This is a genomic window from Microtetraspora malaysiensis (genome assembly GCF_050947145.1).
GTDB classification, from domain to species: Bacteria; Actinomycetota; Actinomycetes; order Streptosporangiales; family Streptosporangiaceae; genus Microtetraspora_A; species Microtetraspora_A malaysiensis.
Window position 1 is genome coordinate 6,805,080 of sequence record NZ_CP191998.1, and the last position, 20,179, is coordinate 6,825,258.

Annotated in this window: 13 protein-coding genes; 6 read left to right on the plus strand and 7 right to left on the minus strand. The window is 68.0% G+C overall.

Annotated elements, in window-relative coordinates:
• Positions 1-103 precede the first annotated feature (103 nt).
• Positions 104-478, plus strand: coding sequence for a hypothetical protein (locus tag ACQP1V_RS32085; RefSeq protein ID WP_433413761.1), 375 nt, complete (start codon positions 104-106; stop codon positions 476-478).
• Between the two features lie 97 nt (positions 479-575).
• On the opposite strand, the gene ACQP1V_RS32090 is transcribed toward ACQP1V_RS32085, so the two are convergent.
• The 3 genes from ACQP1V_RS32090 to ACQP1V_RS32100 form a co-directional block, all read right to left on the minus strand.
• On the minus strand, positions 576-2,672 hold the full coding sequence (locus tag ACQP1V_RS32090) for a tetratricopeptide repeat protein (protein ID WP_433413763.1): 2,097 nt from the start codon (positions 2,670-2,672) through the stop codon (positions 576-578).
• Between the two features lie 218 nt (positions 2,673-2,890).
• On the minus strand, positions 2,891-3,151 hold the full coding sequence (locus tag ACQP1V_RS32095; RefSeq protein ID WP_433413764.1) for a hypothetical protein: 261 nt from the start codon (positions 3,149-3,151) through the stop codon (positions 2,891-2,893).
• A gap of 40 nt (positions 3,152-3,191) precedes the next feature.
• Entirely contained in the window at positions 3,192-5,429 is a 2,238-nt protein-coding gene (locus ACQP1V_RS32100) for an AfsR/SARP family transcriptional regulator (protein ID WP_433413766.1), read from the minus strand.
• Between the two features lie 750 nt (positions 5,430-6,179).
• Here ACQP1V_RS32100 and dnaE point away from each other — a divergent pair.
• The gene (gene dnaE / locus ACQP1V_RS32105; protein WP_433413768.1) at positions 6,180-9,767 is read left to right on the plus strand and encodes a DNA polymerase III subunit alpha; all 3,588 of its coding nucleotides are present in this window, start codon (positions 6,180-6,182) and stop codon (positions 9,765-9,767) included.
• A gap of 144 nt (positions 9,768-9,911) precedes the next feature.
• On the opposite strand, the gene ACQP1V_RS32110 is transcribed toward dnaE, so the two are convergent.
• The gene (locus tag ACQP1V_RS32110; RefSeq protein ID WP_433413770.1) at positions 9,912-10,529 is read right to left on the minus strand and encodes a hypothetical protein; all 618 of its coding nucleotides are present in this window, start codon (positions 10,527-10,529) and stop codon (positions 9,912-9,914) included.
• 553 nt (positions 10,530-11,082) lie between these two features.
• On the opposite strand from ACQP1V_RS32110, the gene ACQP1V_RS32115 reads away from it, so the two are divergent.
• Both ACQP1V_RS32115 and ACQP1V_RS32120 read left to right on the plus strand, forming a co-directional pair.
• Entirely contained in the window at positions 11,083-11,490 is a 408-nt protein-coding gene (locus ACQP1V_RS32115; protein WP_433413773.1) for a YciI family protein, read from the plus strand.
• A 6-nt stretch (positions 11,491-11,496) separates the two neighbouring features.
• Entirely contained in the window at positions 11,497-12,642 is a 1,146-nt protein-coding gene (locus tag ACQP1V_RS32120) for an RNA polymerase sigma factor (RefSeq protein WP_433413774.1), read from the plus strand.
• 140 nt (positions 12,643-12,782) lie between these two features.
• Here ACQP1V_RS32120 and ACQP1V_RS32125 read toward each other — a convergent pair whose 3' ends face one another.
• Both ACQP1V_RS32125 and ACQP1V_RS32130 read right to left on the minus strand, forming a co-directional pair.
• Positions 12,783-13,253: a hypothetical protein gene (locus ACQP1V_RS32125; RefSeq protein WP_433413776.1), complete on the minus strand. Its 471-nt coding sequence runs from the start codon at positions 13,251-13,253 to the stop codon at positions 12,783-12,785.
• Positions 13,254-13,283: 30 nt separating this feature from the next.
• Positions 13,284-13,859, minus strand: a complete 576-nt coding sequence (locus tag ACQP1V_RS32130) for a TetR/AcrR family transcriptional regulator (RefSeq protein ID WP_433413778.1) — start codon at positions 13,857-13,859, stop codon at positions 13,284-13,286.
• Between the two features lie 318 nt (positions 13,860-14,177).
• On the opposite strand from ACQP1V_RS32130, the gene ACQP1V_RS32135 reads away from it, so the two are divergent.
• Both ACQP1V_RS32135 and ACQP1V_RS32140 read left to right on the plus strand, forming a co-directional pair.
• A complete protein-coding gene (locus ACQP1V_RS32135) occupies positions 14,178-14,915 on the plus strand; it encodes an ABC transporter ATP-binding protein (protein WP_433413780.1) in 738 nt (245 codons plus the stop codon).
• Entirely contained in the window at positions 14,909-16,828 is a 1,920-nt protein-coding gene (locus ACQP1V_RS32140) for an FtsX-like permease family protein (RefSeq protein WP_433413782.1), read from the plus strand. Before ACQP1V_RS32135 ends, ACQP1V_RS32140 begins: the two co-directional genes overlap by 7 nt.
• A gap of 25 nt (positions 16,829-16,853) precedes the next feature.
• On the opposite strand, the gene ACQP1V_RS32145 is transcribed toward ACQP1V_RS32140, so the two are convergent.
• Positions 16,854-19,880, minus strand: coding sequence for a BTAD domain-containing putative transcriptional regulator (locus ACQP1V_RS32145; protein ID WP_433413784.1), 3,027 nt, complete (start codon positions 19,878-19,880; stop codon positions 16,854-16,856).
• Between the last annotated feature and the right edge of the window lie 299 nt (positions 19,881-20,179).

Here is a 20,179-nt window from a genome sequence, read left to right on the forward strand (position 1 = left end):
AAGCCCCCGTTCCGTGGTGCGTGAATCACATCGATAACGGATCGAAAGACGTCACGCCTAGCGTCTCCCTGGACATGGCAGTTTCGAACGAGGGGGATCTGGAATGCGACTACACACGAAGATCGCGGTGGCGGCCGGGGGGCTGGCGCTGATCGGCACGTGCGTGCTGGTGACGGCTCCGGCGCAGGCCCAGGGCAACCCGCCCTGCTACGCCAAGAGCGGGCACCTGTACTGCGGGAACAAGGCGGGGGTGAGCGTGTGGCGCAGCCCGCGCTACAGCGAGTACGACCAGGATGCCGTGGACACACTGAAGTCGAACCCCAGCTACTTCGAGTGCTACGTCTCCGGGCAGAAGCACGGAGGCGGGAACAGCATCTGGTACCGGACGTACGGCGACGTCAGCGGGCGCACCGGCTACGTCGCGGCCGAAAACGTCTACACCTGGAAGGACCCGTTCCCGGGCGTCAACCACTGCTAGTGCGCTTCTAGTGCTGCGTTCCTCAATGCGGGTGGGATTGCCTCTGGCCAGGAGCTCTGGGCAGGGGCATCCCTGCATGACAGGAGCGTTTCCGCGTCTAGAGTTGCTGCGAGATGGCGTCGGGGGGTTCAGGATCAGGGTCGAGTTCGATCGCGCGGGCTTCGTGGTAAGTGATCAGACCCAGCTCGTGGAGGATTGCCGCTGACTTGTTCAGGCAGGCACGGTCACCGGTTGCCTGGCCGAGCCCCCACAGGTGCTCTGCCTCCCAATAGGTGTCGGACAAGCCGCGCTGCCGATCCAGTCGGAGGGCCTCCCGGAAGCAGGTCACCGCCTCATCCGCCTGCCCAGCCAGCCTGTGTGCCTCCCCGAGGTTGCCCAGCGCCATCACCTCGGTGACCCTGGCATTCGACTCTCTTGCCAGAGCCAGAGCCTTCCGGTGAGCGGCGATCGCCTCGCTGTAGCGTCCGAGTCGTTGATGGGTCAGTCCGATGCCGGTCAGACACGATGCCTCATGCCGGGCATGGCCCAGTCGGTGCCACATCGCGCTCGCCTGTTCCAGGGCAAGAAGCGACTCCTCATGGCGCCCCAGCGAGCGAAGAGCCGCACCTCGTCCGTTCAGGGCCAAAGCCTGGCCGGTGTCGTAGCCGATCGGTCTCCAGGATTCGAGAGCACGATCGAAGGACGCCAGAGCCTCTGCGGGCTTTCCCAGCGCGTGCAATGCCCAACCGAGATCATTGTTGCCGAGCCCCGCCTGGCGGAGGTCACCGGTGGAACGCGCCGCCTCCAGAGCGAGGTGTCCCAGAGCCAGTTGCTCGCGCCATCGCGCTCGCTGTTCCAACGGCGTGTTCAAGCACGCGGACAGGTAGGCCGCGATCGCCGGATCAGCACCGGCCACGGCCTGACGGGCGGTGGCGACAAGGTTCTCGATCTCCGTATCGAGCCATGCGTTGACCGCCTCAACGGAGTCCAGTGGCACCCCCGAATGGGTGAGCACCTCGGGTACGAAGTCGATCCGCCAGGCGATCAGCGGCTCGACCGACAGCGCCGCGCGTCGCGCCGTGGCGAGATAGCAGTGGAAAGCTCCTTGGACGGCGAGGGCTCGGGCTTCCTCGCTCTCCTGTTTCATCGCGAGTTCCTGGGCGAACAACCGCAGGAGGTCGTGCATGCGATATCGCCCGGGAACGTCGGACACCACGAGCTGGCTCTCCAGCAAATGATCGAGAAGCTCAGCCGTACGCCGCTCCGGCAGCCCCGCGAGAGCTGCGGCGACAGGAACGCCGATATCCGGCCCGCCCAGGAGGCCGAGCAACCGGAACAGCCGGGCCGCCGGTCCATCGCCCAGGTCCTCGTAGCTGACCATGAAACTGGCGCGTACCGCCTGGTCGTCGATCTCGAGCTCGGCCAGCCGCCGCTGCTCGTTGGCGAGCCTGTCGGCGAGGGCGCGAACTGACATGTCCGGACGCCCGAGCAGTCGCGCTGCGACAATGGACAGCGCCAGTGGTAGTTCGCCGCACAGGGGTATGACCTCAGCCACCGCCTGGGCTTCGCGGTCGAGCCGGTCAGCACCGAGGAGCCTGGTGAGAAGTGCGCCGGCCTCCTCTGGCACCAGCCCTCGGAGCTGAGAATGGCTCGCGGCGTCGATCGAGCTCAGCATCCGCCTGCTGGTGATGAGCACGCAGCACGTCGCGCTGCCGGGGAGTAGATGGCGTACCTGCTCGGCGCTCGCCGCATTGTCCAAAAGGATCAGCAGGCGCTTCCCGTGTGTCAGCGAGCGGAAGATGGCGACCGCCTCCTCCGGCTCGCTCAGGATCGCCGGGGCGGCGACACCCATGGAGCGCAGGAATCGGCCGAGCACCTCCGCAGTGGGCAGGGGGTCCGTATCGGGAGTGGATCCCTGCAGGTTGACGTAGAGATGCCCATCAGGGAAGAGATGGGAGATGCGGTGGGCCACCTGGAGAGCGAGAGCCGACTTGCCGATGCCGGCCGGTCCGGAGATGGCCACGGCGCGTTCGGAGCCATCGGTCAGCAGCGTGCACAGCCTCTCGACCTCTGCCTCACGGCCGGTGAACGTCGCGACGGGGCTGGGCAGCTGTGCGGGTATCGGTCGTTTGAGTGCCGTGAGCTGGGCAACGACCTGCGACGGGACACCCCGGCTCGGCTCTGGCCGGCCTTCCGGTTGGCTGGACTCCCCCACTATGAGCCCTCGCGGGCAGTGGCTACGCCGTTCCACGGGCCCACGACCACTCGGCCGGCGGCGGTGCTCAGCAACGCTGCGGCCGACATGATTTCCAAGGCGACCGGCCGACCGGCTGATCCGGCAATCAGGAAATCCACCCCACTACCCATTAACCCTCATTTTAGGGACCAGGCATCGTAGCGGAGTGTCCGACAGAAAACGGGCCCGGCCGATGTTCAGACGCTCACCCGCGCAACCGCCCTGACGGCCTCGTCTTGCCAGCGTGCGGCACCGATGGCCGCGAAGGTCTCGGCAGCCTGTTGGAGATGGAAGGCGCTGTCATCGCTTTTGAGGTGGCCGAGAGCGAGCAGGACCCGGCCCTCGATCATCCTGTCGCCCACCCGGCGGGCGATGCGCAACGCCTTCTGTTCCAGCTCCCGTCTCCCCCTGTCGAGGTCTCCCTCGGAGAGATGCAGCATGCCGAGGTGGCGGAGCACGATGGCCTGGCTGGGCGCGTCTCCGAGCCGCTGGAACAGCTCAAGAGCTGCTTCCAGCAGGTCTGAGGGCCCGGGTGGCGGCCGACCGCCAGTCGTCGAAGTACGCCCGTGACTCAAACATGTGCACGAAGCCGGCCGCGAGGTCGCGGCACAGATCGGCGAGCTGCAACTCGGCGCTCTGCGTCACCGCGGAGACGAGGTTCAGTCGCTCGCTCTCCAGCCACGCCAGCGGGTCGCTCAGCAGCGCCGCCTGCGATGCGTCTTCCGGTAACCAGCGCGAAGCATGACCGCGGGGGACCATCGGATAGCGGTTGCCGTATCGCGCGTCGCGGGCCTGCTCCGCCAGACCCAGCAACGCGCCGAAGGCCCGGCTCAGCACGGCCAGCCTGGCGTCAGGCGGCTCTGCGGCCTCCGCCTGTTCACGGGCGAACAGACGGATCAGATCATGGAACCGGTAACGCGGTTGGCCGGCTCCGTCCCTGCCGAGCGGCTGCAGCAACTGGGCATCGACCAGTTGCTCCAGTAGCCGCTCACCGTCGTGCACCGTCGTGTCAAGCAGCGCCGCCACCAGCCAGGGCGCGAATCCGCCGGGGGCATCCACCAGCCCCAGCCGCCGGAACGCCAGGGCCGCCCGCGTCGACAGTTCGCGGCAGGACAGCTCGATGCCGGCTCGTACCTCCAGCCCTCCTCGGCTGAGCTGATCCAACCGGCTCCGCTCGTCGGCCAGCCGCTCGGCCATTTCGGCGACCGGCCACTGCGGCCGCATGACCAGCTTCGCCGCCGCGACGCGCAACGCCAGCGGCGACCCGTGACACAGCGCGGCCAGTTTCGCCACCGCCTCCCGCTCGGCGGCCGCTCGCTCAGCTCCCAGCACACGCGCCAGCAGTTCCGCCGACTCCTGCTCGGTCAGAACCTCCACCGGAACCGGCAGCGCACCACCACCCACCATCAACCCTTCCAGCCGCCGCCTGGAGGTGATGATCACGGAACAGCCCGGCGTCGCCGGCAGCAATGGCCGCACCTGTGCCGCCGACTCGGCGTTGTCCAGTACTACCAGCACCTGCCGCCCGTCCAAGATGCTGCGGAACAACGCGGTCCGCTCCTCCACCCCGGCAGGAACCGCCGCCCCGTCAACTCCGAGCGCTCGCAGGAACCGTTCCAGCACCGCCGCCGGCTGCGCCGACTCTCCGTCGAGGTCATAGCCACGAAGATTGGCGAACAACTGGCCATCGGGGAACCGGTCGACCACCTGATGAGCCCACTGCAGGGCCAACGCGGTCTTGCCCACCCCGGCCGCCCCGCTGATCACGCCCATGGGAAGGTGTCGCCCATCCTGCCCCAGCAATCGATCCAGCGTCCGCATCTGCGTCATCCGACCCACGAACGCTGATATCACCGGCGGCAACTGCGCCGGCCGTACCGTCACGACTGGCCCTGAACCCACCCGAAGAGGCTCATCGTCCGGGTTCCCGCCACGGCGCGGCGCCAGCAGCCTGGGAACCTCCGGTTGCGTGACTTCACAGGCAGGCGGTCCGGCCAGGATCGCCTGCTGGACTTCTCGCAGCCCTCTGCCCGGTTCCACGCCCAGTTCTTCCAGAAGATGTTCGCGTCCCTGCCGATAGCTTTCCAGCGCGTCGGCCTGCCGTCCCGAGTGCCACAGCGCCACCATCAACTGCGCGCGCAGCCCCTCACGCAGCGGGTGCTCCTCCACCAGCCCTGCCAGCCGTGTCACCACCTCGCGAGGACGGCCACAGGCCAACTCCGCCTCGGCCCATTCCTCCGCGATGCCCAGCCGGGCATCCTCCAGGCCGCGGGCCACCGCGGCGATCTCGGTGGTGTCGATCTCGGCCAGCACCGGCCCCCGCCACAGCCCGAGCACCCGCCCCAGCATCGCCGCCGCCTGCTCGCTCTGCCCGGCCGCGGCCGCCCTTCGGGCCGCTCCCGCCTGTTCCTCCGCCTCACGCGTGTCCAACCACACGCCGTCGGTGCGCAGGCGATAGCCGGCCTGCTCAGTGACGATCACCTGCACGCCGCAGCCGGCGGCCTTGAACGCCTTGCGTAACGCGTGCACGTGGATCGGGATCTGGGTGCGTACCGATTCGGGCAGGCGCTCGCCCCAGACCGCGGCCGCCAGCCGATCGACCGACACGACCCGCCCGGCATCCAGCAACAGCGCGGCCAGCAGTGAACGTTGCCGAGGCCCTCCCAACCGGACAGGGCGACCCCTGACGCCGACTTCCAGCGGACCAAGAACTCGAAACTCTATGTGAGTTGTCATGAAATCCCCCGTCGATCACCCAGTGTCCTGCGTTCGAAACTCGTCGGCAACAGGCGGGCAAGGGATTCGAGGGTCATTTCGGTGGTCTGTCCCACAGATGGGTGGGATCGTGTTCGACCGAATCGGTGTCGGCCACTCGCGGGTGCCTCTCCCTCGCCCGGGACGGACCCCCAGGTGAGGCACGCTGACGGGTGGTGGATTACGCGTCATCAGGGTCGTGCACGGCAGCGCACAGCGGGTTGATCTGCATCGACTTGAAATCAAATCGCTAACGCGCCTGGCCGGCATCCCCAAAACATCTGCCCATAAGGGAAATATCACAACAAATGCCCACCAGTTCCGGCCCGGCGGCCAGTGAGGTGGTAACGGCGCTGTGCGCCGGGTTACCGGCCGCCTGGTGCTCACCAGTGGTCAGTCACCGGTTAGGTCCAAGCTCGATCACGTGACCTGCGCCCCCGGACCTTCGGCCGCCCCGGACGCGCCGGACGAACGATCGCAGAATTGAGCAGGTCCGGCCCGGATGAATCTAGTCGATGCGCACGCCGAGGCCGATGAGCTTCACCTCAGTGGTACCCGCGTGCCCGCTTGGACCTGCCACAGGCCGCGGGGCCCATCCCGTTCGCCGCAGGCGTTCAGCCTTTGATCTCTCTGCTTTCTCCACGAGGGTGGTCGGCCACCGCTGCCTGCTCGATAGAGTTGGGTCTCCTCCAGCGCCCCACCCGCACCACACCGGAAAGGCCAAGATCACCCGTGGCTGATTCGTTCGTTCACCTGCACGTTCACACCGAGTACTCGATGCTGGACGGCGCGGCGAAGATCGGCAAACTGGCCTCGCGAGCGGCCGAGCTGGGGATGCCCGCCATCGCGATGAGCGATCACGGCAACATGTTCGGCGCCTACGAATTCCAGGCGAAGATGAAAGCCGCCGGGGTGAAGCCGATCATCGGGATCGAGGGCTATGTCAGCCCCGAGTCCCGCTTCCACAAACAGTCCGTGTTCTGGGGGGAGCCCCACCAGCGCAAGTCGGATGAGCGGACCGGTCTGGGCGGCGACGTGTCCGCCAGCGGCACCTACCTGCACAAGACGATGTGGGCGATCAACGCTCAAGGTCTGCGCAACCTGTTCAAGATCTCTTCACTGGCCTCCCTTCAGGGCCACATGAAGAAGTACCCGCGCATGGACGATGAGCTGTTCGCGGAGTATCACGAAGGGATCGTCGCCACCACGGGCTGCCCGTCCGGCGCGATCCAGACCCGGCTCCGGCTCGGGCAGTACGACAAGGCGCTGGAGACCGCGGCCAAGTACCAGGAAATCTTCGGGCGGGACAACTACTTCCTGGAGATCATGGATCATGGCGGGATCCCGATCGAGACGGGAGTCCGCAAGGACCTGCTGCGGATCGGCGAGGCTCTCGGCATCCCTCCCCTGGTGACGAACGACTCCCACTACGTCACCGCGGACCAGTCCACCGCGCACGACGCGCTGCTGTGCGTCGGCACCAACTCCCAGATCAGTGACCCGAGTCGGTTCCGGTTCTCCGGAAACGGCTACTACGTGCGCTCCGCTGAGGAGATGTGGGCGCTCGACAGCTCGGAGACATGGGCGCAGGGCTGCAAGAACACCCTGCTGATCGCCGAGCGTGTCGAGCCCTATGACGAGGTGTTCGCCCACCGCGACCTTGCCGCCAAGTTCCCGGTCCCCGAGGGCGAGACCGAGATGAGCTGGCTCCGCAAGGAGGCCTACCGCGGTGCCGTCCGCCGTTACGGCGACCCCGTGCCGGACGATGTCCGGGAACGGATCGACTACGAACTGCGTGTCATCGAGGACATGGGGTTCCCCGGCTACTTCCTCGTCGTCGCCGACATCTGCCAGTACGCCCGCGACAGCGGCATCTGGATCGGCCCCGGCCGAGGATCGGCCACCGGGTCCATGGTCGCCTACGTCACCGGCATCACCGAGCTCGACCCCATCGAGCACTCTCTGCTGTTCGAGCGGTTCCTGAACCCCGAACGTATCTCCATGCCCGACGTCGACCTCGACTTCGACGAGCGTAGGCGCGGTGACATGATCCGCTACGTCACCGAGAAGTACGGCGAGGACAACGTCTCGCTGATCATCACCTACATGACGATCAAGTCGAAGGCGGCCGTCAAGGACGCGGCGCGCGTCCTCGGCTACCCCTTCGTGGTGGGCGAAAAGATCACCAAAGCGTTCCCGCCCGCTGTCATGGGCAAGGAGATCCCGCTCACCGGCATCTTCGACGAGAAGCACCAGCGATACCCCGAGGCGACCGAACTCCGCAAGCTGTATGACGAAGACCAGGACGTCAAGCAGGTCATCGACACCGCGCTCGGCCTGGAAGGACTGACCCGGGGCACCGGCGTGCACGCCGCGGGAGTCATCCTGTCCTCCCAGCCCCTGCTCGATGTGATGCCGATCTTCATGCGGCCCGACGACGGCGCCCGCATCACCGGCTTCGACGGGCCCAGCAGCGAGAACATGGGCGCGCTGAAGATGGACTTCCTCGGCCTGCGCAACCTGACCGTCATCGGCGACGCCGTCCAGAACGTCAAGGACAACCGCGGCATCGACCTGGACATGCTGTCCCTGTCTCTGGACGACAAGAAGACCTACGAACTGCTGGCGCGCGGCGACACGCTTGGGGTGTTCCAGCTCGACAGTTCGATGATGCGCGACCTCACCAAGCTGATCGCCCCGGCCCGATTCGAGGACATCTCGTCGGTCCTGGCGCTCGGCCGCCCCGGCCCCATGGGAGCCAACGCCCACACCAACTACGCCCTCCGCAAGGCCGGCCAGCAGGAGATCACACCGATCCACCCCTCCCTTAAGGAGGCGCTGGAGCCGATCCTGGGCACCACCTACCACCTGGTGGTCTACCAAGAGCAGGTCATGGCCATCGCCCAGCAGCTCGCCGGATACACCCTCGGCGGCGCCGACATCCTGCGCAGGGCGATGGGCAAGAAGAAGAAGGAGGAGATGGACAAACAATGGGCCACCTTCTCCTCCGGAATGACCGACAAGGGGTACACGGAGGAAGCGGCAAAGGCCGTCTGGGACGTTCTCGAGCCGTTCAGCTCCTACGGATTCAACAAGTCCCACACCGCCGGCTACGGGCTCGTTTCCTACTGGACCGCCTACCTCAAGGCCAACTACCCGGCCGAGTACATGGCCGCCCTCCTCACCTCAGTCGGCACCAACAAGGACCGGATGGCGCTCTACCTCGCTGAATGCCGCCGCATGAAGCTGAAGGTCCTCCCGCCCGACGTCAACGAATCCGGACTGCGGTTCAGCGCCGTCGGCGATGACGTCAGGTTCGGGCTCGGCGCGATCCAGAACGTCGGGGAAAACGCCATCAATGGCATCATCAGCACCCGCACCACGAAGAGCGCCTACACCGACTTCAATGATTTCCTGACGAAGGTGCCACAGGTCGTCTGCAACAAGCGCACCATCGAATCGCTCATCAAAGCCGGTGCGTTCGACGGGCTCGGCCACCCCCGCCGGGGCCTGGTCCACATCCACGAGCAAGCCATCGACGCGGTCATCGACGTCAAGCGCAAAGAGGCTTTGGGACAGGACTCGCTGTTCGGCGCGTTCGACGACGATGAAGACAACGGAATGAGCAGCGTCTTCCAAGTCGCGGTTCCCGAAGGCGAGTGGGACAAGAAGACCAAACTGTCATTCGAGCGAGAGATGCTCGGCCTCTACGTCTCCGATCACCCGCTCAACGGAGCGGAACGCGTGCTGGAGCGCAACCGCGATCTGACGATCGCCCAGGTGCTCGACGGCCAGGCGGGGGCCGGCAACGTCCGCATCGCCGGAATCATCTCCGGCGTCGACAAGAAGGTCACCAAGAAGGGTGACGTGTGGGCGATCCTCAAGATCGAGGACCACGACGCGTCCATTGAGGTTCCCTGTTTCCCTCAGACCTACCAGCTGTACGGGACCAACCTCGCGCCCGACCTGGTCGTCTCCGTCACAGGACGTATCCGCTCGCGTGGTGACGGTGACGAAGCGACCATCTCGTTCAACGCCACTGACATCACGTTCCTCGACATCTCCGGGATCCAGGCAGATGGCCGCGAGCCAATCGTGCTCTTCCTTCGCGAGGAACGCGTAAACAAGGATGTCGTCAGAGAACTCAAACGAATCCTCACGCTGCATAACGGCGACACCCCCGTTCTTCTCCGGGTGGAGCGTCTCAACCGCAGAATCAACGTCGTCGAACTTCCTGACTATGCGGTGAACCTCAAGAATGGAGCATTCGCAGGGGACATCAAGGTCCTTCTCGGCGCGAACGCACTGGTCGCCCCGTGACCGGGGACAATACCCACCGTTTTGGGGCCGTAGAGGTCGAACCGTCCGAACGGCAACCCGAATGCGGACGATGCACGATGGCCCGGAACTCCTTTAGCTACGGTGAGCCGCCACCCGACGGTCCAGCGAAGAGGCGCGGGGATGTCATTCGTCGTCTGGATCTGCCGGCGCCACGATCGGTGCGATCTGCAATGGTGTAGCAACCCCGCCAGCGATCTCGCGCTCGTGATTCAGGGTGTAGTCAAGCTGCCTGGCCAGGAGTGGGAGGGTCGCCGGAGGTAGATACGCGTCAGCGCCAGCGTCGAGCAGGCGTCGGACCGGGCCGTGGTACTGAACTCCGAGCTCGTGGTCCTCGATTTCGGTGACGACGACGCGAGCTTTCGGGAACATCGACCGGAGCGCTGCAATCAGCTGCGGGCTGCCTGGGGGTACCAGCAGCACATCGGTTGTTGCGGGAGCCGCATGCATGTCGAGCACTACGTAGTCCGCCCCGAGCTGTGTCGACAGCGCAACCCGAGCCGCGGTCGACAGCTCCATCGCGGTGGCCACGACTGTCACGCCCTCGTAGTCCATCGGTGCTTGATCGTTGGCCTCATCTGACGCGTCGCGATCGACGATGGCGCCTTGGACCACGTCAATGGTGCTGGAGATTGTGGCTATCGACGCGCCGTCACGTGTGACGACCAAGTTCTCATCAGGCCCGAGGGCGTCGATGAGCGCCACGACGTCTTCGGGAAGGCGGGCCACGTCGATTCGCTGCATCGAGCGTGGGGCGCGTTTGCGGGTCACCATGCCTGGGACACGCTCACGGCTGCGAGAGCACCCTGCGTCATGAGTAACCCCGGTTGCTTATCGAAAGGCCCATCCGCGGTGACATGGTCGCTGCCTTGGAGGTGCCGTTCAACCAGCTGATCACATGAGTCCCTTCCGATAACTGTGATCTTGTTGGACTCCGCTGAACACTCATTGGTTCGAGCCGCGCCGGAGATTCCCTTCATCGACCATATCCGCGCCCATCAACGGCGACGACCTTCCGAGATCCTCACCTTATGAGCTGGTCGACGTTGATCTTCACCTCGTGTCGCTCACGGTACGGGCTTCCTCCGCCACCAGATAGAGACCACAGGTAGGGCAGCGGCTGGGTCAGGTCGAAGGCGATGGCCGGCGTCGTCGGCTGGCCGCAACCCCACCGTGGTACGCGTGGTTTTTGAAGTCCCCCAGGAAATATCGCGGTGGGATGTCGAGAACCCGCGTGTGGCTTCGTCCCCGCGGTGAACATGGCCACACTGGGCCGTACCGCGCAAAGGAGAATCTGATGGCCAAGTACCTGCTGCTCAAGCACTACCGGGGCGCGCCGGCATCGGTCAACGACGTACCGATGGACCGCTGGACGCCGGAGGAGGTTTCGGCCCACCTGCAGTACATGCGGGACTTCGCCGCGCGGCTCGAGGAGACCGGCGAGTTCGTCGACAGTCAGGCGCTCTCCCCGGAGGGCACGTTCGTCCGCTACGACGGCGAGGGGCGGCCGCCCATCACCGACGGCCCGTTCGCCGAGACCAAGGACCTGATCGCCGGCTGGATGGTGATCGACGTCGAGTCCTACGAGCGGGCGCTCGAGCTGGCCGGCGAGTTGTCCGCGGCTCCGGGTGCGGGTGGGAAGCCGATCCACGAATGGCTCGAGCTGCGCCCGTTCCTGACCGCGTGCCCGACCATCACGGAGTGACGCACGGTGGACGAGACCCTGCTGCGGCGCCTCACCCCCGCCGTGATCGGCATCCTCGTCCGTCGCGGAGCCGACTTCGCGGCGGCCGAGGACGCCGTGCAGGACTCCCTGGTCGAGGCCGTGCGCGTGTGGCCGGGCGGCCCGCCGCAGGACCCCAAAGGCTGGCTGGTCACCGTGGCCTGGCGTAAGTTCCTCGACGCCGCCCGTGCCGACACCTCTCGACGGCACCGCGAGGTACGCGTCGAGGTCGAGCCCGTGCCCGGCCCGGGCGAGGCGGTGGACGACACGCTCCAGCTGTACTTCCTGTGCGCGCACCCGTCCCTGACACCGGCCTCGGCCGTCGCGCTCACGCTGCGCGCGGTCGGCGGCCTGACCACGCGTCAGATCGCGCAGGCCTACCTCGTGCCGGAAGCGACCATGGCCCAGCGCATCAGCCGGGCCAAGCGCACCATCTCGGGCGTCCGGTTCAACCAGCCCGGCGACGTCGCCACCGTGCTGCGCGTGCTCTACCTGGTTTTCAACGAGGGCTACTCCGGCGACGTCGACCTCGCCGACGAGGCGATCCGGCTCACTCGCCAGCTGGCGGTCAAGACCTACCATGAGGAGGTCGCGGGCCTGCTCGCGCTCATGCTGCTCCACCACGCACGGCGCCCGGCCCGGACCGCTCCCGACGGGAGGCTCGTGCCGCTTGCCGAGCAGGACCGCAGCCTGTGGAACACCCGTCTGATCGCCGAGGGCGTCGACGTGCTCCAGACAGCCCTCACCCGCGACCGCCTGGGCGAGTTCCAGGCCCAAGCCGCCATCGCCGCGCTCCATGCCGACGCCCAGACGGCCGAGGAGACCGACTGGGTGCAGATCGTCGAGTGGTACGACGAACTGGTGCGCCTCACCGACAGCCCGGTGGCCCACCTCAACCGGGCCGTCGCCGTCGGTGAGGCCGACGGCCCGCGGGCCGGTCTGGCCGCCCTGGCGGGGCTCGACCCCGCCCTGCCACGCCACGCCGCCGTCGCGGCGTACCTACACGAGCGTGACGGTGACCCGGTCACCGCAGCACGGCTCTACGCCGAAGCCGCCCGATCGGCGCCCAGCCTCCCTGAACGCGACCACCTCACGCGACAGGCCGCACGGCTCAACGCGCGGCTGCGCCGTTGAGCGGCAAGACGGTGGGGTCACGCAGCAGTGCCGCCCAGGCAGTGCCTGACTGAACATGCCTGCCACGCGTGGCCCGCACCACGCGTCACCGCCTTCCGCGAAGCCGGGCGTTCGACGCGCGGCGAGACGGCCAGGGTCTGCTACAACGAGCCGGCGGCGACGAACGCGCAGATGGCGGCCACGAGAATGAGCGCGTGGAGGATCATGTGCTCGACGTTGGGGCGCGGCCGATCACCGATAGGGGGAAGGATGATGATCGTCTTGGCGTAGGTCCGGGCGTGCAGCTGCGCCCAGCTCTCGCCCGTACCCGCCGTCGCCCACGGGACCGCGACCCCGACCAGGTACGGAAGCCACCAGAGCGCCAGACCGCTCAGGACGATGAGCAGTTCGACGGCCGCTCCGACGTAGGCGAGAACGGGCAGGTGTGCGGCGGCGGCCACGGCGAGGAGCACGGCCGGGACGAGCAGGATCGGCCCGTTGATGGCCACCTCCGCGCGTTTCTCCGACCTCGTCGCCTCGCGCACGTTGTTGAGCGGGAAGACGTCCACGAGGGTGGTGAAGAGAAAGTAGGCGTCGGCGAGGATCAGTAGGACGAGCGCGACGGGGAGCATGATTTCGTTTCCTCGGGTTCTGTGGGGATCTCAGTCCGGGTCGCCGGTGCCGTACCGCGCCTGGACCCCGTCGAGGAAGGTCGAGACTGCGATGTCGAACCAGGCGTCGTAGTAGGCGGCCGGGGCGGCCGGCGGTTCCGGCGCGTTGCCGAACTCGGCGAGAGCGAGGCCGGTGACGAGGACGTACAGCGACTGCACCAGGTGAAGCGCCACGTCATCGGTGAGGTGCAGGCCCGACCGCATCGAGAGCAGCACAAGGGGGACGGCCTCCTCGAACACGTGGGGCGACGCGTTCTGTACGGCCACGACCGCGGCGGCGCCGGGGTGGGCCCGCAAGGTTCCCCGCAGGTTGTGGGCGATGCCGTCCAGCAGCTCGCGCCAGGCCCGGCCGGGGGTGATCGTCGCCACGATCTGCGTGGCGACCCGATCCGCGACCATCTGGAGCAGCGCGGCCTTGTTCGGCACGTGGTAGTAGAGCGACGCGGCCTTGACGTCGAGGCGTGCGGCCAGCGTGCGCATCGAGAGCGCGGCGACGCCTTCCCTGTCGAGGATGTCGAACACGGCACCAAGGATCGAATCGGCGTCGAGGCGTGCGGCCGGGCTCATGACCTTCCTTTCTAACATCGTTAGGCAGAACCTAACACCGTTAGAAAGAGCCGGCAAGCGCCCGTGGCCGGCCGCCTTGGCTCGTCGATTCCGCACGGTGGGGTCCGTCCAGGCCGTCGTCATCGAGTCGCAGCGTCATGTCGGCGAAGGCTCGAACGTGCTCGCGGAGAGCGGCCAGGGCCGGGATCTCATTTCGGCTCGGCTCCGGCGGACGAAATCGATCAAAAATCGCGCGCACATAGCGTGCGCCGCAGACAGTGAGGTGGAGCCCGTTTGGTTCCCCGGTCCCCCAGCATCCCTGACGAAAGGCAGAAGCGAATGAGCAACGACGCAGTCCGGCTCACGGCGGTGAGCAAGACCTATGGAACGGGCGACCACGCGGTCACCGCCCTCCACGAGGTCTCGCTCTCCCTGCCCCGGGGTTCCTTCACCGCCATCATGGGCCCGTCCGGCTCCGGCAAGTCCACTCTCCTCCAGTGCGCGGCGGGGCTGGACCGGGCCGACTCCGGCAGCGTGAAGCTGGGCGACACCGAACTGACCGGACTCTCCAAGACGGCGCTGACCCTGCTGCGCCGGGACCGGATCGGCTTTGTGTTTCAGGCCTTCAACCTCCTGCCGATGCTCACCGCCGAACAGAACGTGATGCTGCCGCTGCGGCTCGCGGGACGCCGGCCCGGCCGCGACGAGGTGCGCGAGTCGCTGGACCAGGTCGGGCTCGGCGACCGCGCCCGGCACCGGCCGGCGGAACTGTCCGGCGGCCAGCAGCAACGGGTCGCGCTCGCCCGCGCGCTGATCACCCGCCCCGAGGTGCTCTTCGGTGACGAGCCGACAGGTTCCCTGGACTCCGCCACCAGCCGTGATGTCCTCTCCCTGCTGCGCGGGCTGACCGACAGTGAGCGGCAAACCGTGGTCATGGTCACCCACGACCCGGTGGCCGCCTCGTACGCGGACCGCGTGGTCTTCCTCGCCGACGGCCGACTCAGCGGAGAACTGGTCTCCCCGACCGCCCAGGACGTTGCCGAGCGGATGACCAAGCTGGAGGCGGTCGCATGCTGAGCATCAGCCTGAGCACGGTACGGGCCCGCTGGACGCACTTCGTCGGGGTCTTCCTCGCAGTCGCGCTCGGCGCCGGACTGACCGCCTCCATGGGGCTCGCCCTTGCCGCGACTCTCGACGCCCCGCAGCACCTCAAGGAACAGGACCCGGACGCGGTCTTCACGGTCAACGCTTTGCTGGCCACGGCGGCCACCGTCACGACCTTCACCTCGGTGTTCATCGTCGCCTCCACCTTCGCCTTCGCGGTGGCGCAGCGACAGCGCGAGTTCGGGCTGCTGCGCACCGCCGGGGCCACACCACGGCAGATCCGTACCGTCGTGGTCGTCGAAGCTCTGCTGGTCGGCGGATTGGCAGCGCTGGCAGGCTGCCTGCTGGGACGGCTGGGCGGCCCGGAACTGGTGGCCTGGATGATCGACGAGCGCCTGGCGCCTTCGTGGTTGACCGTCGGTGACCAGTTCTGGCCGTACCAACTCGCTTTCTGGTCAGGACTGCTGGTGGCGATCATCGGGGCGCTCGCCGCCTCCCGCCGTGCCTCGCGCACCAGCGCCGTGCAGGTGCTGCGTGAGTCCGACGTGGACCGGCGCATCATGACCGGCGGCCGTTGGGCGTTCGGTGGGCTGCTGCTCGCCGTCGGTGTGGTGCTGCTCATCCAGAAGATCGCCGCTGACCCGGCCGACCTGCTCAAGCGCAAGACGTACACCACCCAGCCGCTGCTGCTGATCGGTGCCTTCGCGCTGCTCGCGCCCGTCGCGGTACGCCCTTTCGTACAGCTGGTCGCCTGGCTGCCATCCCGGCTCCCCGGAGCCATCGGAATGCTGGCCCGGGAGAGCGCTTCCGCGAGCCTGCGGCGTACGGCGGCCGTGGCTGCTCCGGTCCTGGTCTCCGTCGGCCTGGTCGGCTCACTGCTCGGCGCCTCCGGCACGGTCGCCGCAGGCCGTGCCGACGACATCCGCAACCGCACGACGGCCGACTACGTCATCACGGCGAGCGGCGGCGGGCGGGCGCTGCCCGACAAGGTGACGAAGGCAGTCCGCGCGGTTCCCGGCGCCCGTTCTGCGATCTCCGCCCCGACCACGGTCGAGTACCTGCTGGAGGGCGTCGCACGCGTCCCCAACCCGGGGCGCGTCGTCGACCCCGCCTCCCACGCCGAACTGGCAAGGCTGCCGCTGGTAGAGGGCTCCTTGGAGAAGCTGGACGACCGCTCCATCATCGTCAACGAGGAGTGGCCTGCCGCGGCCGTCGGACAACGGGTCGACGTCTGGCGAAAGGACGGTTCCAAGGGCCGGCTGACCGTCGCCGGCGTCCTGCGGACCGGCATCGGCTCCGACGACGTGTACGTCACGGCCGCCAATGCGCCCGGTGCCGCGCCGGATCGCATCGAGGTGCGACTCGAGCCGGGCGCGGATCGCGCCGCCGTCGCCGCCGGGCTGCGAGAGGCCGTACGCGGCACCGGCGCCACCCTCGCCGGCACCGAACAGTGGATCGCCGCCTCACTGCCGGACACGAAACGGGAGAACCGGCTGGCCGTGACGGTGGTGATGGGTCTGGTGGTGCTGTACACGCTCATCGCCCTGGCCGCGACGATGGTGATGGCCACCTCCGACCGGAGGCGCGACCTGTCCGTTCTCCGCCTCACCGGTGCCACCGATGGCCAGGTACTGCAGATCGTGGTGTTCGAGGCCTTGACCGTCGTCGTGACAGGTGCCGTTCTCGGAGCCCTCGTCAGCGGCGTCAACGTGCTGGGCGTCTGGTCCGCCGTCTCCGTCCTGGCGGGGGGCGCCGCCCCGCTGTCGGTGCCGTGGGGCGCCATGGGGCTCGCCACCGCCGCGGGCACGCTGGTCGCGGTGTCGGCGGCGGTGCTGTCCGCCATGGCGGTGGTACGGCGCGCGACGCAGACACCACAGGTGGTGTGACGCGGGGCCCGCCCGCGCGGCGCCGTCACCGGCTCTCCATCAGCACCACCAGGTCTCCGGCCGACATCGCCGGCCGGAGACCTGACCCGTCCGGGTCCCCATCCGCGTCCACCGCGGCGAGGATGCGGGACGTCCGCTGCCGCCAGGTCCACGCCCCCAGTTCCTCGAACACCTCGAGGGCCGACCGCAGCAGGTCCACGGCCGCCCGCGGCTCCCCACCCACCAGCCGTGCGCACCCGAGGTCGGCCTGGATCCGCGCCCCCAGAAAGCGGTCTGCGACCTCCTCGGCCGCCTCCAGCGCCTGCCGGAGCACCGGCTCCGCTCCCTCCGGATCGCCCAGCCGCCAGCGCGCCTCCCCGATGCCTCGCAGCGCATGCCCCTCCCCCAGCCGGTCGCTCTCCGCTCTGGTCAGCGCCAGCGCCTCGAAGCAGGCCCGTTCCGCGGCCGCCGGGTCGCCCTGCCGCATCAGAGCCTCGGCGAGCCGGTAGACGTTCTGCATCTCGCCCCGCGTCGAGCCGGCCTCGCGGCTCTTGGCGATGGCCTCCCGGCACAGTGCGATCCCGCCCGGCACATTGCCGAGCTCCAGTTCGATCTGGGCCGACAGGCCCAACAGATGTGACTCGCCCGCGAGATCCTCGGCCTTCCGGAAGCCCTCCAGGGCCTGCCCGGCTTCCCGCCGCGCGGCCCCCAGATCCCCCGCGAACCGGGAGCAGATCGCGAGATTGCGCAGCACCAGCGCGTGACCGTGCACCTCCCCGCACTCCTCGAACAGCTTCAGCGCGAGCAGCAGCGAGGGCTGTGCCTCCTGATACTTCCGCTGGTAGATGGCGAGGGTGCCGAGCGAGCGCAGCATGTTCGCCTCGCCCAGCCGATCCCCGGCCCGCCTTGCCGCCACCAGGGCACTCATGGCGCACGAGTGCCAGTCCTCAAGGTAGTTGTGCGCCTCGAAGAGCACGGTGCCGCTGAAGGTCAGCCCCCACGCGTACGCCGAGTGGTCGCTCTCGGCCGCCTGGTGGATGACATCAGTGATGGCGGTCCGTTCCGACTCCAGCCACGCCATCGGGTCTTCCAACAGTTCGTCGACCAGCTCCTCGGGCAGCGGGAACCGCCGCACGGGCCCGTACGCCATTGAGTGGCTTCCGCCATAGACCCGCTGCCGGGCCGCGTCCACCAGCGTCAGCCAGCCGCTGTACGCACGCTCCAACGCGGCGGCGCGCTCCTCCTCACCCTCCTCCGCCTGCGCGCACTCCCAGGAGAAAAGCCGCAACAAATCCAGGAAGCGGTAGCGAGTGGCCGGCCCCGAACCCCAGGCCACCTCCAGCAAATGAGCGTCGACCAGCTGCTCAAGCAGGTTCTCCGCCTCCACCGGATCGGTGATGTCGAGCAACGCCGCTCCCACCCAGGCCGCGAAATCGGGCACCGTCAACAGGCCCAGCCGCCGGTAGAGCCGCTGGGCGGCAGGCGGCAGGTCGCGGTAGCTGAGCCGGAAGCTCGCCCGTACCCCGCCCTCTCTGGGGCTGAGCTCGTCCAGCCTGCGCCGCTGGTTCTCCAGCCGGGACACCAGGCTCCGCACCGACCAGTGCGGCTTGGCGGCCAAGCGGGCACCGGCGATGCGCAACCCCAGCGGAAGCCGGTCACACAGCACGCCGAGCCGGGCCGTGGCCGCCGGATCCGCGCCGATCCTGGCCTCGCCCGCGACCTCCGCGAGCAGCGCTGCCGCCTCGTCGGGGGCCATGACGTTGAGCCCGATCTGGAGCACGGCGTAGTCACCGATCAGGTCGTCGATCCCATCCCGTCCGGTGATCAGCACACAGCAGCGTCCGCTGCCCGGCAGCAACGGCCGGATCTGCTGGAAGGAGCGGGCGTTGTCCAGGACGATCAGCACTCGCTTGCCACTGAGCACGCTGCGGTAGAGCGCGGCCCGGTTGTCCAGGTCGGCGGGGATCTGCGGCCCCGCCACTCCGAGGGCGCGCAGAAACCGGTCGAGGACGGCTGCGGGAGGAACCGGGTCGTCCTTCTCGTCGTACCCGCGCAGATCCGTGAACAGCTGCCCGTCCGGGAAGCGGCCGGCGACCTGGTTGGCCCAGTGGACGGCCAGCGCGGTCTTGCCGACCCCACCCACCCCGCTGATCGCCGCCACGGCCAGCGGCGACCGGCCCAGCCGCTCGTCCAGCATCCGGTCCAGCGCCCGTAGTTCGCCCGCCCGCCCGGTGAACGAGGCAGAGTCGACCGGCAGCTGCGCCGGAACGTCGGTGGAGGGGGACGGCGCTGGGTTGGCGAGCGGTTGTGTCAGCTCTGGCGAGTCCCGCAGTACCAGGTCGTGCAGTCCCTGGAGGACCGGACCGGGCTCTATGCCAAGCTCCTCCACAAGCAGATCACGTCCCTCCCGGAAGACCGCGAGCGCTTCGGCCCGCCGCCCCGAGCGGTAGTGCGCCAGCATGAGATGCGCCCTGCTCTGTTCCCGCAGCGGATGCGCCTTGACCAGCGCCGACAATTCGGACAGCAGTGCATGATGACGCCCGAGCTGGATTTGCAGGCCCGCATGTTGCTCGTAGGCGTCGAGCCGCGCCTCCTCCAGCCGCGCGGCTTCCTCCTCGATCCGGCTACCGGTCACCCCGTCCAGGGCCCGGCCCCGCCACAGGGTGATCGCCTCGGCGAACAGATCGCACGCCTCGGCGGTCCGGCCGGCACCTGCCGCGTCCCGTGCCCGGGCCACCCGCTCCTCGAAGTCGACGACATCGATACGGTGACCAAGCGAACGCAAGGTGTAGCCCGGGTGCGAGGTGACGATCAGATCGGCCGTCCCGACGGCGTCCTTGAAGACCTTGCGAAGACCGGCCACGCAGATGGCTACCTGGTTGCGGGCGGTGGTGGGAGCCCCCTGCGGCCAGACGGCCTCGATCAGGCTGTCGACCGACACGACCCGGTTCGGCGCCAGCAGCAGCATCGTCAGAATGGTCCGCTGACGCGGACTGCCCAGCTTGAGCGCTCTCCCGTCCGCCCGTATCTCCAACGGCCCCAAGAGCATGAACATGATCTGACCCATCGACATCCCCCCGACCCTGCCGGTGCCCGACTTCAGCCCCGTTGCCTCACATTGTGATCGCTTGTCGGCCACGGGTGTCCCACCGCTCGGCGGCGGGGCAGGCCGCCGGCCACGAGGGTGAGCGAACTCGGCTGCTTCGACAGGCGGCGGCGCGATGCTCGCCGAGCGCACCGGGAAGCGTTGAATTACGGATGCTGTGCGGATTCTGGGCGTTTGTCGCTTTTATGACGAGGTCACGGGTGATCACTGATGAGGTCTCTGGTTCGACGATCAACGACCCGGCAGAGTCGTGGACATCCGCAGAA